Origin of the sequence: Hahella sp. CCB-MM4 (assembly GCF_002260525.1) — a bacterium.
GTDB lineage: Bacteria > Pseudomonadota > Gammaproteobacteria > Pseudomonadales > Oleiphilaceae > Hahella.
On record NZ_MRYI01000027.1, the window covers coordinates 36391 to 50523 of the forward strand.

The 14133-nt window shown below is 48.2% G+C and carries 16 protein-coding genes; 8 read left to right on the forward strand and 8 right to left on the reverse strand.

Annotated features, from left to right (window positions below; genetic code table 11):
• The first annotated feature begins 48 nt into the window (after positions 1–48).
• The 6 genes from alc (at position 49) to BTA51_RS27565 (ending at position 5047) form a co-directional block, all read left to right on the forward strand.
• Positions 49–1077, forward strand: coding sequence for an allantoicase (gene alc / locus BTA51_RS27540; protein ID WP_094712303.1), 1029 nt, complete (start codon positions 49–51; stop codon positions 1075–1077).
• Positions 1078–1079: 2 nt separating this feature from the next.
• Positions 1080–1580: a 2-oxo-4-hydroxy-4-carboxy-5-ureidoimidazoline decarboxylase gene (uraD, locus tag BTA51_RS27545; protein ID WP_094712304.1), complete on the forward strand. Its 501-nt coding sequence runs from the start codon at positions 1080–1082 to the stop codon at positions 1578–1580.
• Positions 1577–1918, forward strand: coding sequence for a hydroxyisourate hydrolase (uraH, locus tag BTA51_RS27550; protein WP_094712305.1), 342 nt, complete (start codon positions 1577–1579; stop codon positions 1916–1918). Before uraD ends, uraH begins: the two co-directional genes overlap by 4 nt.
• Position 1919: 1 nt before the next feature.
• On the forward strand, positions 1920–2429 hold the full coding sequence (locus BTA51_RS27555) for an ureidoglycolate lyase (RefSeq protein WP_094712306.1): 510 nt from the start codon (positions 1920–1922) through the stop codon (positions 2427–2429).
• A gap of 2 nt (positions 2430–2431) precedes the next feature.
• On the forward strand, positions 2432–3757 hold the full coding sequence (guaD, locus tag BTA51_RS27560) for a guanine deaminase (protein ID WP_168188320.1): 1326 nt from the start codon (positions 2432–2434) through the stop codon (positions 3755–3757).
• A gap of 78 nt (positions 3758–3835) precedes the next feature.
• A complete protein-coding gene (locus BTA51_RS27565; protein WP_094712307.1) occupies positions 3836–5047 on the forward strand; it encodes a urate hydroxylase PuuD in 1212 nt (403 codons plus the stop codon).
• Between the two features lie 73 nt (positions 5048–5120).
• On the opposite strand, the gene BTA51_RS27570 is transcribed toward BTA51_RS27565, so the two are convergent.
• Entirely contained in the window at positions 5121–5441 is a 321-nt protein-coding gene (locus BTA51_RS27570) for a hypothetical protein (RefSeq protein ID WP_094712308.1), read from the reverse strand.
• Between the two features lie 482 nt (positions 5442–5923).
• On the opposite strand from BTA51_RS27570, the gene rsgA reads away from it, so the two are divergent.
• Positions 5924–6967 (forward strand): ribosome small subunit-dependent GTPase A, encoded by a 1044-nt coding sequence (gene rsgA / locus BTA51_RS27575; RefSeq protein WP_168188321.1) that lies wholly within the window; start codon positions 5924–5926, stop codon positions 6965–6967.
• Between the two features lie 180 nt (positions 6968–7147).
• Here rsgA and BTA51_RS27580 read toward each other — a convergent pair whose 3' ends face one another.
• A complete protein-coding gene (locus tag BTA51_RS27580) occupies positions 7148–8053 on the reverse strand; it encodes an AraC family transcriptional regulator (protein ID WP_094712309.1) in 906 nt (301 codons plus the stop codon).
• Between the two features lie 99 nt (positions 8054–8152).
• On the opposite strand from BTA51_RS27580, the gene BTA51_RS27585 reads away from it, so the two are divergent.
• Positions 8153–8896, forward strand: a complete 744-nt coding sequence (locus BTA51_RS27585; RefSeq protein ID WP_094712310.1) for an SDR family oxidoreductase — start codon at positions 8153–8155, stop codon at positions 8894–8896.
• A 728-nt stretch (positions 8897–9624) separates the two neighbouring features.
• On the opposite strand, the gene BTA51_RS27600 is transcribed toward BTA51_RS27585, so the two are convergent.
• The 6 genes from BTA51_RS27600 to BTA51_RS27630 form a co-directional block, all read right to left on the reverse strand.
• Entirely contained in the window at positions 9625–10392 is a 768-nt protein-coding gene (locus BTA51_RS27600) for an ABC transporter substrate-binding protein (protein ID WP_094712313.1), read from the reverse strand.
• A gap of 201 nt (positions 10393–10593) precedes the next feature.
• Complete coding sequence (locus BTA51_RS27605) at positions 10594–11118, reverse strand: hypothetical protein (protein ID WP_094712314.1); 525 nt, start codon at positions 11116–11118, stop codon at positions 10594–10596.
• 69 nt (positions 11119–11187) lie between these two features.
• Entirely contained in the window at positions 11188–11676 is a 489-nt protein-coding gene (locus BTA51_RS27610) for an HD domain-containing protein (protein ID WP_094712315.1), read from the reverse strand.
• Positions 11677–12135: 459 nt separating this feature from the next.
• Positions 12136–12795, reverse strand: a complete 660-nt coding sequence (locus tag BTA51_RS27620; protein ID WP_168188322.1) for a tetratricopeptide repeat protein — start codon at positions 12793–12795, stop codon at positions 12136–12138.
• Between the two features lie 157 nt (positions 12796–12952).
• A complete protein-coding gene (locus tag BTA51_RS27625) occupies positions 12953–13495 on the reverse strand; it encodes a hypothetical protein (RefSeq protein WP_141215692.1) in 543 nt (180 codons plus the stop codon).
• 202 nt (positions 13496–13697) lie between these two features.
• Positions 13698–13874 carry a DUF3012 domain-containing protein gene (locus tag BTA51_RS27630; RefSeq protein ID WP_094712319.1) on the reverse strand — a complete coding sequence of 59 codons (177 nt, stop codon included), beginning with the start codon at positions 13872–13874 and terminating at the stop codon, positions 13698–13700.
• Positions 13875–14133: the final 259 nt, after the last annotated feature.

A 14133-nucleotide genomic window follows, 5' to 3' on the forward strand; every position in this document is an offset into this window, starting at 1 on the left:
GAGAAAGAAAATTTCTTGAGTTTAGCTAATACGAATATCGGAAAAATTATGACAAACCACACCACTCCAACTAATGAATACTCCAGCCAATATATCGACCTGGTATCCGAAAGAGTCGGCGGCGAAACCATCGCCTGTAGCGATGACTTTTTCGCCGAGATGGAAAACCTGATCAAACCCGGTCGCGGTGTGTTCATCGATGACAAATATACCGAACGCGGTAAATGGATGGATGGCTGGGAATCTGCCCGCAGCTACGGTCGTGATAATGGCCGTGACCATGACTGGTGTATCCTGCGCCTGGGAATTCCTGGTGTCATCCGCGGTATCGATGTGGACACCAACCATTTCCGCGGAAACGCTCCCCTGTCCGTCTCCATGGAAGCCTGTGCTTGTGATGGTGAGCTGACAGACAACGCCGAGTGGGTAGAAATCCTAACTCAATCTGATGTCGAGCCCCACAGCCAGAACCTGTTCAAAATTAAGAGCGATTCTGCCTGGACACATGTTCGTCTGCGTATTTATCCCGACGGTGGCGTTGCCCGCCTGCGCATTTACGGCGACCCACAAATTTCCTGGAACAATTTCCTTCCCGGTGAGCTGATCGACCTGGCCTCAATCAAAAACGGCGGCCGCGCAATTCTATGCAGCGATATGTTCTTCAGCGACAAAAACAACCTGCTGATGCCGAACCGTGGCGTCAACATGGGAGACGGCTGGGAAACCAAACGCCGTCGCGACGGCAAGAATGACTGGGTGATTGTGAAACTTGCTGCCGCCGGATCAGTCAACAAAGTGCTCATCGACACCAATCACTTTAAGGGTAACTTCCCGGATACTTTTTCCCTGGAAGGTATCGTCAGTAGCGATGACAACTTCGGTGACGGCGCGGAAGGAAAAAATGCGGAGTGGCAGACCATTATTCCCAAGACCAAACTGCATGCTCACCGGGAGCATCTATTCATCAACGAAATTCAATCCTCCTCTGAACAACAGTTTACGCACGTACGCTTGAATATCTTCCCTGACGGCGGTGTCAGCCGTATGCGTGTTTACGGATACCGTAAGGAGGACTAATCGTGGGACTCGAAACAGTTAATCAACAATCCATGGAAGAAGCACGTCACACCTTTATGCAGTGCTGCACGTCTTCCGCCTGGGTTGAACGCATGGCTGCCAGCCGGCCATACATGGGCGCGGAGAGCCTTTTCAAGATCGCCGATCGACACTGGGCTGAACTGGGAGAATCCGATTTTCTAGAAGCCTTTGAAGGCCACCCCAAGATTGGTGACGTCAACAGTCTTCGCGCCAAATATGCCAATACCAAAGCGCTGGCTGGAGCCGAACAGTCAGGCGTGAACGTCGCAACGGATGAAACTCTGAAAGCACTCGCGGACGGAAACACAGCCTATGAAGAAAAGTTCGGCTTTATCTTCATCGTTTGCGCCACTGGTAAAAGTGCCGAAGAGATGCTGGAACTGCTGAACCAGCGTCTGCCAAATGACCGTGACACCGAGCTGCGTAACGCCGCAGAAGAACAACGTAAAATCACTCGAATTCGTTTGGAAAAATTAGTATGAGCCAGATCACGACCCATATCCTGGATACTACACGCGGCTGTCCCGCCTCCGAAGTGCCGATTGTTTTAAGTCAGATGACGGATGACGGTTGGAAGCAAATTGCCGAAGGACATACCAATCACGATGGTCGAATTGGTAAGTTATTGGAAGTGGGGCGAGTGCTGGATTCAGGCTGCTACCGTATGCACTTCGATACCCAAGCCTATTTCAAAAGCAACGGTGATCCGGTGTTTTATCCCTTCGTGGATATCGTCTTCCAGATAACCGGTAATGGGCAGCATTACCATATTCCGCTCCTGCTAGCCGCTTACGGCTACTCCACCTATCGGGGGAGCTGAAATGACCGGTCGCGTTGTTACTCCACAACCCCTCACCCGCGAGGCATTTGCACCTTATGGTGATGTGATCGAAATTCACGATCAGGCCAAAGTCCTGGAGATCAACCAGGGCTATACCCAACGCTTTCACGATCTTGCCAATGTTGACGTGGCGGCTCAGGGTGGCAGGCCCTTGATCAACATTTTCCGTTCCACTCCACTTCCAAGTCCCCTTTTATTGGAAGTGATGGAACGGCACCCTCTATCCAGCCAGGCGTTTATTCCGCTGAACCAGCGCCCTTATCTGGTGGCAGTGGCTGCGCCGGGTGAGCTGGATCCCCGGGAAATCCAGGTCTTCCTGGCAGGCCCGAATCAAGGGGTCAATTATCACAAAGGAACCTGGCACCACTTCTGCCTGGCATTGGATGAAGTCAGCGATTTTCTGGTGGTCGACCGGGGTGGTGAAGGTGACAACTGTGACGAAGTCATACTCAGTCTCGATCAAGTCATAACGATAAATCTGGAGGACTAAACGTGAGCCAATCATTGAAAGCCATTCGCGGCGCTATTCTTCATTTTCTGGATGACCCGACCAAAGTGGGCAATACCGGAGGCCAGGTTTCAGATTGTTATGAATACTTCGAAGATGGCTTGTTGATCATCAAGGACGGCCATGTGGAACAAGTCGGCCATGCCGGGGATCTTCTTCCGACGCTCCCTGCCCTGTTTCCGATTGAAGAATACTCCGACAGTCTGATCGTTCCAGGCTTTATCGATACTCATATCCACTATCCACAGACTGAAATGATCGCTTCTTACGGAGAGCAGTTGCTGGAATGGCTGGAAACTTACACTTTTCCTACCGAAAAGCAGTTCCACAATAGCCAGTATGCGGGCGAAATCGCCGACTTTTTCCTGGATCAATTACTCAACAACGGCACCACCACAGCTCTGGTCTTCGGTAGCGTGCATCCTGAATCCGTTGATGCGTTCTTTACCAAAGCCGAGGCCAAAAATCTTCGGATGATTTGCGGTAAGGTGCTGATGGATCGCCATGCTCCGGAAGATCTGACCGATACACCTGACACCGGATATGAAGACAGTAAAGCACTGATCGAGAAATGGCATAACCGGGGCCGCCTGCAATACGCGGTCACTCCCAGATTCGCTCCCACCTGCACACCGGCTCAACTGGATAAAGCTGGCGAATTATTGCGTCTGCAGCCGGATCTGTACATGCACACCCACCTTTCCGAAAACACCAACGAAGTGGCGTGGGTGAAAGATCTGTTTCCGGAAAGTGAAAACTATCTGGATGCCTACGATCAGTTTGGTCTGCTGACAAAACGCAGTGTCTTTGCTCATGGCATTCATTTGTGTGACCAGGAATACCAGCGTCTGCATGACACGGAATCCGCTATCGCCTTCTGCCCTACTTCCAATCTGTTCCTGGGTAGTGGTCTGTTCAATCTGAAGAAAGCAGAAGAGTTCGATGTCAAAGTCGGCCTGGGCACCGATGTTGGTGCGGGCACCAGCTTCTCCATTTTGGAAACCCTGAATGAAGCCTATAAAACCCAGCAGCTTCGTGGGGAAAAACTGACTCCTCTCAAATCTTTCTATCTGGCCACACTGGGAAGCGCCAGAGCGTTGGACCTGGAAGACAAAATCGGCAATTTCGAATCCGGCAAAGAAGCTGATTTTGTGGTGCTGGATCTGAAATCCACGCCACTGATTTCCATGCGCCTGAAGCACAGCAAAGACCTGGAAGAAACGCTTTTCGTATTGGCCATGTTAGGTGACGACCGCTCCGTCAAAGCCACCTACATCATGGGCGAAAAAGCCCACGAGAAAACCAATTAACCTGTAGGGGCGAACCTATGTGTTCGCCCTAAAAAACGAACAAGAATAAGTCTAACAAGAAACCCGGAGGTAGCCGCTATGGACCCCTTTATCAATGAAGTGCTGAACCTGTTACTTCGCTTCTTCCACGTCATCACCGGCATCGCCTGGATCGGTGCTTCCTTCTACTTCATCTGGCTGGATAATTCCCTGGAAAATCCACCTAAGTGGAAAGCAGATAAAGGTATACGCGGTGATCTATGGGCTATCCATGGCGGAGGCTTCTATGAAGTCGCCAAATACCGTCTGGCGCCCCCGGAAATGCCGAAACATTTGCACTGGTTCAAGTGGGAAGCCTACACGACTTGGATCACCGGCTTCTTCCTGCTGTCTTTGATGTATTACGTCGGTGCTGAGGCTTACCTGATCGATAAAAGAGTCGCCGATCTCAGTCAAGGTCAAGCCATTGCTATCGGGCTGAGCGTGATCATTGGTGGCTGGTTCTTCTACGACTTACTGTGCAAATCTCCTCTTGCCAAAAACGGAACACTGCTGGGAATCGTGCTCTTTGCCGGTGGGACTGGTCTGGCCTATTTCCTCACCCAGGTTTTCAGCGCCAGAGGGGCCTACATCCATATGGGGGCCGTCATCGGCACCATCATGGCCGGAAACGTTTTCCGGGTCATCATGCCAGGACAGCGAGCACTTGTTGATGCCGTAAAAGCCGGCGGCGCTCCGGATCCTAGCTGGGCTGAAAAAGCCAAGCTGCGCTCCACTCATAACACTTACACCACGCTGCCTCTGATCTTCATCATGATCAGCAACCACTATCCTATTACTTACAACCATGCCTACAACTGGGCTGTGTTGATGGCCATCGTCGTGATTACCGCCGCTATCAGACGTTACTTTGTCCTTCGTCACACCAACAAGGAAACCCCATGGATTCTGGCGGGTGCAGGCGTTGCTACCCTGGCTCTGGTGGTCATGATCGCACCTAAATCCATCTCCGTCCCAGCCCAGGCAGAAGCTGCTGATGTCGTCGCATCCGTGAACGTCAACAAAGTAGAAAGCGTCCTGCAGTCCCGCTGTGCCGTATGCCATTCGTCCTCCCCGACAGACGACATGTTCGGAACAGCACCGGGCGGTGTGATGCTGGATGATATCGCTCAAATGAAACAATGGGCTCCGAGAATTCAGGCCCGTGCAGTTGATTCCACAGATATGCCGTTTATGAATAAAACCGGTATGACAGATGATGAACGTGTGCTGGTAGGTGAGTGGATCGCCGCCGGCGCGCCTGAGAGTTGAATCTCGCCTTGGCAGGGATGCCTTCTTTATTGGATAACCTAAACGGGTCAGTGAACCCGTTTAGGTTTTGCGACTAACTATTAATACGGAAAGATTCGTCTTTCCACACATCACCGTATCCCAAGGATGTCAGATATCCGATAGTGATGTTCATCAGCTTTTCCATCCAAAATTCGAGATCATACTGATTTGATATTTCACGATCCTCAGCATGGTCTTCCGCAGCATCGTCGCTCATAGACCAAAAGAATTCAGTTAAAGTCTTTGCCTCTTCAGCATTTCGAACGTCCATCTGGCCACCATAAACCATGCTCGCCAAAGAATTCTCTGCCCTAGATGCATAATGAAGAGCGATGGTTTTAGCTGGTTGCTGGTATTCTGAAAACTCCATCATGATTTAAAGGCCTCCAACTGAAGATCGCTCATCACAGCCATTCTCTGTGCAAGACGAGTTAATTTACCAACAAGACTTTCGACTGTCATCACTGAACAGGGGACCGTCTGAAGCAATTACCTTCATATCAATTACCCAAAAAGCTTTCATCAAATTCCCTTCAACTCCTGTTAGACAAGTGGCCATGGACGCCCATAGTTATGTATCAAAATGTAGACAACCAATCCCCTTATAGGTCTTTCAAGGCCTTTTCTTGCAAATAGGATTTCTTTAATCCAATGAAATGCTATATTACCTGCTCCCAAAAAACGGTTAGGAGAATATTTGATGATTGTAATGACGCCTGACCGGGCAAACGCTCACTAAGGATTCTTTCGGCAGCCGCCTAATTCCCTGAGACGTCACTTCGCCCGGTGTTTAACCGGGGCTTAAAGCTAGCCCCAGAGGTTTTACAAATTTACGCATTTGCGTAGGGGTTTGTCGTGACTCATCATTTATCTTTAGCCGACTTAGGTTGGCAGCCATTTTTTCAACAACAACTCAGTCTTGAAGACTGGGAACATCTCATTCCCGCTCGTATTGTGGAGCGTCATCGCTCAGAAATTGAGGTTTTGACGGAGTCAAACCTGTTCTCCCTTGCCATCACCCATTCAATGCCAGACTTAACGGTTGGGGATTGGCTGTTATTGTCACAAGATGGAAGCTTTGTCCGTGCACTGGAACGTAAAAGTTGCTTTAGACGTAGAGCCGCAGGAAACAAAGCCGACGAACAGTTAATTGCCGCCAATGTGGACACTGCATTTATTGTCTGCTCTCTTAACGATGATTTTAACCTGAATCGTATTGAGCGATATCTGGCTGTGGTCAATGAAGCAGGCGCAGAGCCGGTCATCGTCCTGAGCAAAATGGATTTGTGTGCTGACCCCGACTCTTTCAAACAGCAAATACATCGAATTGACCCGATGTTAAGCGTTGAACTGGTCAATGGGCTGGATATACATAGCGTTGATTCACTCAAGAGCTGGTGTGGGAAAGGCAAGTCAGTTGTCCTGTTGGGTTCTTCCGGCACCGGTAAGTCCACCATTACCAATTCCCTGCTGGAAGAAGAGCGACAACAAACGGGGGGCATCAGAATGTCAGATGACAAAGGCAGGCACACAACAACCCGTCGCTCATTATTGCCAATAGCAAATGGAGGTTTGCTGATCGATACCCCCGGAATGCGTGAGATCCAGTTAACCAATTGTCAGGAAGGTATTGCATCAACCTTCGCTGAGATTGAAGCCTTGGCTCAAAATTGCCGATTTAGTGACTGTTCACACTCCGGTGAACCCGGCTGTTATGTCACTCACTCAATTCAGCTCGGTGAGCTGAGCCAGAGAAGGCTGGATAACTATCAAAAGCTTTCCCGGGAACAGGCATATAACTCTGCCAGCCTGGCAGAAAGACGTGCCAAAGATCGTGAACTAGGCAGGTTCTATAAGCGCATACAGCGAAAATCAAAAATTAACAAAAGAGGAGAATAACCAAACCACCAGAACAAGCGAACGGACCTCGCACCTGACCGCTTGTTCTGGTGTTCTCTAATGATTTCAAGGTATCAGATTATCCATTCGTTGAATGAGCACCTATCGCAAGTGATGACATGCGGGATGAACTCTGACGTGTCAGATAGCTAAATTCAGCCTTGGGAAGATACATAGTCATTACAACTGTTCCCGCTCTCGTGCATACCGCGCGGGAGGAATCCCAACATGACGGGCGAAGGCAACACTGAACGTGCTTGCAGAACTGTAGCCAACACGCTCCGCCACCTCGGCGACAGCAGCATCTTTTTCCCTCAAGAGTTTCTTTGCCAAAGCCATGCGCCAGGATAGCAGGTAGTCCATAGGAGTCATTCCCACAGCACGGCTGAAACGCTCGAAAAACGCGGATCTGGATAACGCTGCCTCTCTTGCAAGTTCAGCCATGGTCCAGGATTTGGACGGACTCTCATGCATTCGTCTCAGGGCAACGGCAAGGCGTTCATCCGCAAGCCCATTGAGAAGCCCTGGTGACGAAGCGGTCTTTGGTGTAAACCTGAACACTTCGATCAATAGAACCTCTAAAAGACGAGGTAAGATAAGATCACGAGCCGGTCGCATGGCGCGCGATTCATCCGCAACCAGCTGAACCAGTGTAGTAAGTCGCTTCTCGCCGCGAACATGAACCAGTTGAGGCAGTAGAGAAACCAGCAGCGAGGCATCCGATGAACCAAAAGCACAATAACCTACCAGCATCCTGACATCAGGGGGTCCGCTTTGGAGGCCACACCTGACTTCACCACTGGGCAAGGGAACAATCAAAGGATCGATATGTTCGGGAGGTACCTGCTCCAACCCGGACATGGTGAATCCTTCGGCCGAAGGTATCAGGACAAAATCACTCTCCTTGAGAATAAGTGGCTCATGTCCGTCGACAGCAAGCTGGCAGGAGCCCTCAACCACCACACAGAAAAAAGGTCGGCCGTATTCAGAACGACGAACCTGCCAATGACCTGCGCATGTAACATTTTTTGAAAACGGGGCGGCGGGTTGTAGCAGCGTGACGACCTCTGCCAGTGGATCTATCATTCCCGGACTCTTACCAAAGTTTTATGGACTAGTGATTGTAGAAAGTCCGACTATGAAAATCTATCGTTTCCATTCTGCAAACCAACTGAAGGTATTCATATGAAAACGATTCTTATTACTGGATGCTCATCCGGATTCGGCCTGGAAACCGCACGTCTCTTTCTTGATCGCGGATGGCAGGTGATTGCCACGATGCGCACACCACGAAATGATGTTCTACCGGAATCTGAACATCTGCGTATTCTGGCGCTTGATGTCACAGACCCGGAAAGCATTCGCAAGGCAGTCAATGCCGCAGGACCAATTGATGTCCTGGTCAACAATGCCGGTATCGGCATGCTGGGAGCTTTGGAAGGCACTTCACAGGAAATCACCCGAGAGGTTTTTAAAACCAATACGATTGGTACGATCGCAATGACCCAGGCGGTGGTGCCTCATTTCAGGCAACAAAAGTCTGGCGTCATCGTGAATGTCACATCGAGCGTCACGTTGAAGCCGCTTCCACTGCTTTCCGTATACACGGCAAGTAAAGCAGCAATTAACGCATTCACTGAGTCTCTGGCTTTCGAACTTCAGCCATTTAACATTCGAGTGAATCTGGTGTTGCCGGGACGATCCCCGGAGACCCGCTTCGGCGAAAACGCTAGGCCTCGAATGCAGGATGCGTTTCCGGAGGCGTACGCGGATTTGACGCAGAAAGTATTTGCAGGTTGGGAAGACTCAACTGAAATTACTCAGGCGCAGGAAGTGGCCGAAGCTGTGTGGAGGGCCGTAAACGAACCGGCCAGCCCAGTTCGCATAGCTGCCGGAGCTGATGCTGTTGCGTTAGCCGAATCGCTTTAAACGGCGTTCATCGACTTAATATAGTCAACTATGTCAATCGCCCTTTATCCCAAGGGCGATTCATACTCAGGTACACTTAATTTCTACGATTTAAAGGTTGATCTATTTCTGGCGGAACAGGCGGGCATATACAATCGTACTGATTAAAATCAATATACCAATCAAAGCGATAACCCTTACGGTACCTTCGCCCTCATCGCATTCAATTTGGCAGCCTACAATTCTAAGCAACAACCTGAGTACTGCAGAAAATATGGGATCTAAAAAATCTCCCAGGAGACTCGCAACTTCCAATTGAGACACTCTACAGGGTCCTTTTATCTACCTACGATCATTTTCGGGCAAACTTGATGCACTACTTTTAAATATCAGATACATCTTGCCACACAATAGAACAACCCCTAGCAGCGCTGCAGCCCAGTTTTCGCCTTGTTCTTTAAACCATATCAATATGAGCACACCAGATACGCCAACTACTGTCTCTAGTGCATCCCTTCTTGAGATACGAACTTCTTGTTCCGCTCTAATTTGGCGGATAAAGAGAATTCTTACTAGAAAAAACAATACACCGACTGTAACGACGGCAATAAATGCTAAGAATATGATCGAGGATATGTTCATTGCTGCCCAGAATAATATGAAGCACAAACTTTTAATAGATATCAGAAGCATCAATACTCAGGAAAGCGAATATTGGCATGAAGAAGCACACTGATTATATCGACCGTTTATTCATCCCAAACATACTGATGGATAATCTTATCAAAAGTACCATCCTGCTTTATTTTTTTTAGGCCCTGGTTAAAGTCTTCTGTTAATTTCACATAGTTGGGCTTCTTTTTGGAAAAAGCCACATACAGTTCATAGGTTTTGTAGGGCGGTTCAAGAATCTTTATTTGGGGGCGCTTGAAAATATTCGGATCAAGCTGGGTAACGTAATAGGAATAAACGATTCTTGGAAGTAAAACGGCATCAATTCTTTCCCTGGATAACATTCTCACGCCGTCAATCAGCCGATATACCTGCACCGTATTCAGTCCCGCAGCATTTAGCTCATCCGCTTCGAGAGAACCACGCAATACACCTATCGACAGTTTGCCCAGGTCACGTAGTTTTCCGGTATATGTAACAGCCCGATCTTTGAGAACAATAAACTCTTCCTTGACGTGTAATACAACATCAGGATAGGCCAGATACTTCTCCCGCTCTGCCTGCCGGTAAGCTACCATCACTCCATGAACCTTCCCTTCCCGGGCATCTCTTAATGCCCGGGTCCAAGGGCGAAAACTATATTGGACTTTGTAGTTTTCTCTCTTGAAAGCTTCGGTAACGATTTCTGAAAAGAACCCATAGTTGGCCAACTGTTCCCCTGCATAAGGTTCCCAGTCGGTCGAGGAAAGCTCGACAAGTTCCTCTGCCATTCCCTTTTGCAATGGGAAGAGGGAGAGAAAAAGAAGAAGAAAGTAGGAAACACCTTTCTGTAACCAACAGCCCATTCAACGCCTCCCGATGAAAGCTCACATCACTCCGGGGCAATAAAATGGATATATCCCTTTATCAACATCAGGTTAGCCCATTCTCGAATCACCGTTATTCAACTACCGAAAAAAGAGGCTTTCCATGAATATTAGTACTATAAAAGAAGTTTTGGCAAAGTCTGTTCTTATTGAGTACTTGTGGAGTCAAACCCGGACAACTCATATCGCTTTCTTCATTTTCTCCACTAACTTTATACAGGACTTGCAAAGCAATATTTGAATATCCTCTTTATCAAATACGGGCCGAAACCGAAAGAACGCCCGCAAAGACATCATCTTGCGCCAATACTCCCCCCACTTCATTTTCTCCTTTGAAGTGAATACCGCTAATGTTTTCCCGCTAGTTAATTTATAGAGTCTGGCCCTAACCTCGACTTTAGGCCTCCAAAACCAAAATAGTGGAATTTCGTGTAGACCAATATCCACAATGTCGCCGGACTGATATTTAACAACAGCAACGTCAACCACCAAGTCAGTTTTCTTCGGGTCATCAACATTATTGGCCAACGGTAACTGAAAGATATCCGTGATCACTTCATTCAAGGCTTCGCCAAGATTCTCCTGATGGAAAAAGCCCCATTCGTCGATATCTTTGAAACTATTCCTTGGCACAACAAGTATGTTGCCAAGAAAGACCCGGGGTTTTTCTTTTTTAAACCATTCTTTAAACACCATCACAACCACTACAGACTTCGGGCTTTCACAAAAATAGGTCCGCCTGCTTGATCAAATATTTCCAGCTTCAAGCACTCTTCAACTATCTAGCAACGCTTCCATTTCCTGCCATAATTTTTCACATAGACCGGATCTGTATGCCGCCTTTCTAAATATGGAGTGCTCACTTTCATACATGGTCAGCAGTTCATTATTTTCGTGATCGGTGCAAGCCCTAATATTCGCTAATCGGTCTGCCGCTTTAACAATCAGTGCCAGCTCAAGCTCACCCGAAACCTTTGACATTTTTTCGTAAGTCTTTCGCTTCCTTTCCTGGCGATTTTGCCCAGGCTCATCTGTCAGGATACCCACGCATTTAGATACTAAAGAACCAAACTCCATTTCTATCTCGTCCAGCGTTGTGTCGGTGTCTTCGACGACATCATGCAGGTAAGCAACGACCGTTGCCGTGTCTCCGTATTGAGAGGCGTACTTAGCCACCTGATCCAGATGAACAGAATACGGAAACGCCCCATATTGCTGCTCCCCATGACAACGAATGGCAAACTCTCTAGCCTTATCAATCATATGACCTCCTTCCACTACTGACATATGAAAAGATTCATTACCGCAATTATGATCTTCTTTTACGCTTAGGATCACGATCGCCTGACGAGACAACCCACGTCCACACACCGACAGCAATCACCCCACTCCAGAAGAACAGGTTCAGAACCAATATACCGACAAAGAGAAACGGACTGTTTTCATAGGCGATGCCAAAGTTTGAATATGATCGGGGCCCGTCAATTGTCAGATCCCAGGCATCCCAGATAACCGATGCTAATGCGATTACTCCGACGAGAATAATAAACAAGGAAAATCTTACTGCATTTTTCATCACTGCTTGCCGAATTATTGACCGATGGGTAACTCTTTAGTCCCTGGGGTAAATCTAGATCTCTGGGGTAAATCCAAGCCTCGGGGGGTAAATCTATAGTCTCGGAGACAACGCCTATCAGAATTTTTGCGGCTTCCTTTGGGGTCTCACTCGCAATAGACGGGTTGATCTTCACAGATAAATTCAATTCCATATTTGGCATCAGAAATCCCTTGATCGCTGGCCAGTCGATACCACTTCACTGCCTCTTTCAGATCTTTGGTAGCAAAGTCACCATTTTCATATATCCGTCCAAGCGCCAGCTGTGCATAAGCATGCCCATTCTCCGCAGACTTTTTATATAGTTGAACTGCCCTGACAGGGTCTTTCTGAACACCATCTCCACGTTCGTATATCCGTGCCAGTTCATAGAGTCCTGTCGGATTATCCTTCTCTGCCGAAGCCTGATACCACTCGAGGGCTTTCGCGCGATTTCTCTCTACCCCATAACCATAGGTATACAACCTTGCCAACCTACTCATTGCCTCAGCATGTCCCAGGTCAGCTGATTTCCTGTACCACTTTGCCGCCTCTGCCCAGTTCAGCTTTACCCCGGAACCACTCTCATACAATGCACCAATTAGAAATTGCAACCTGGCATCGCCTTTTTCCGCCTGGGCTAACAACACCCTGAATGACTTCTCGTAATCTCCCGCATCATAAGCAAACCGCGCCCGATTGTAGGCTTTCAACAATTCATAATCTGGAGATTTGGTTGCGCAGGCGGCAAGAGTGGCACTCAGTATTACAACAGCAAATAGTTTCAAATCCGGCTCCATCCGTTTAGACGTTTTTTAGACCGCTAATATTGTTTGGTTCAAATGACCGAATTTAGCCAGACATAAAAAAGCACCTGACAAGATTATGACAGGCGCTCATTGACTATAATGGCCAGCCCATTCAGGCGGCCAATTCTAAAGCTTTCTAGGACGGATAAGGAAGACAAAAAGTGATAGCAAGTTCCGCATGTATTTCCACATGGCGGGTGAACATGGGTAACGCGGGATTGCCTGCGGCTTGGTAAGCATCAATGATTTGCTGCTTTGTCCAAACCATAGTGGGGTTATCCCCCATATTCTTGTTGGACGGACGAACCCGGCCATCAGGGAAAATCCATAACCAGGCAAGACGGCGACCGTCAACCGTACGACGACCTTTATCAACGCAAAAATGCTCGTTCTGGTTTCGACGCCCCATAAGTCCAGTCTTGGGCAAAGGGCAATAGGTACCAAATCGCGCCCTGTTGTCGACGAAATTGACTAAATCGTCCAGATTAATCAGGTCCATATTTGCTTCATACCCCAGCGTCTGATTCACCTCACTCATCGGTACCGCCAATCCACCGCGAGTGCAGCTTCTTGGACTTGACGCCTGAATATTATTCGATGGCGCGTGCCTCACATAGGGATAGTTCACCTGGCACAGACCACTGTGCCTGGCATTGGGCTTTGTGCTGCTACATGTCATGTCGTTTACCTTTTTGTTGTTTGATGTTCCATTCGATCTTTCACCGCTAAACCAGCGGCTATATGGTTACGCGACAGCAAAAACGAAAACTCTTTACTAAAGAAATGGACATAACAGGAAGGCAAACCGCCAGACTGATAGTCCGTTATCAGGTCATGGCACAGATACAGATTATATCCTTGGATGTGGTTGTTTATTTCTACTAACTATCCGAGCGAAACACACAGCTCTTGGTGTAGTCTGCCATTTCGTTAGCTGTCCAATCTCCTTTTGGTTTTTCCTCCATGTCCTCACACCAGGCTTTGCTACCTACTTCGGGAGAGCAGCCATTGAGAAATATCAATGTAGCCAGCAGGCTAAGGCATAGGGTCTTTTTCATTCTTGAATCCTGAGAGTATCATTTGGGTTAGAAAATAACTTTGCTGAATCCCCTCGAACCTTAACCAGGGAACCTAGCGATTTTTATCTTCTCATAGATTTCCATTGGAAACGAATAACCCCAACACTCTTTATATGTAGAAGTTCAGATCTGATCTGACAGTGACCGGTTTTTAGGAGGTGTCTGTCAGGTCAAGTTCAGCCTATGAACTTTTCCTTCCAGATTCGCTGCCCTTCCTCCAGGGTCGCCATGGGGGTTC

Bases quoted from the DNA above. Each gene is read 5' to 3' on its own strand.
- alc (WP_094712303.1), top strand. From the start codon at position 49: ATGACAAACCACACCACTCCAACTAATGAATACTCCAGCCAATATATC.
- uraH (WP_094712305.1), top strand. From the start codon at position 1,577: ATGAGCCAGATCACGACCCATATCCTGGATACTACACGCGGCTGTCCC.
- BTA51_RS27555 (WP_094712306.1), top strand. From the start codon at position 1,920: ATGACCGGTCGCGTTGTTACTCCACAACCCCTCACCCGCGAGGCATTT.
- BTA51_RS27565 (WP_094712307.1), top strand. From the start codon at position 3,836: ATGGACCCCTTTATCAATGAAGTGCTGAACCTGTTACTTCGCTTCTTC.
- BTA51_RS27570 (WP_094712308.1), bottom strand. From the start codon at position 5,441: ATGATGGAGTTTTCAGAATACCAGCAACCAGCTAAAACCATCGCTCTT.
- BTA51_RS27580 (WP_094712309.1), bottom strand. From the start codon at position 8,053: ATGATAGATCCACTGGCAGAGGTCGTCACGCTGCTACAACCCGCCGCC.
- BTA51_RS27585 (WP_094712310.1), top strand. From the start codon at position 8,153: ATGAAAACGATTCTTATTACTGGATGCTCATCCGGATTCGGCCTGGAA.
- BTA51_RS27600 (WP_094712313.1), bottom strand. From the start codon at position 10,392: ATGGGCTGTTGGTTACAGAAAGGTGTTTCCTACTTTCTTCTTCTTTTT.
- BTA51_RS27610 (WP_094712315.1), bottom strand. From the start codon at position 11,676: ATGATTGATAAGGCTAGAGAGTTTGCCATTCGTTGTCATGGGGAGCAG.
- BTA51_RS27625 (WP_141215692.1), bottom strand. From the start codon at position 13,495: ATGACATGTAGCAGCACAAAGCCCAATGCCAGGCACAGTGGTCTGTGC.
- BTA51_RS27630 (WP_094712319.1), bottom strand. From the start codon at position 13,874: ATGAAAAAGACCCTATGCCTTAGCCTGCTGGCTACATTGATATTTCTC.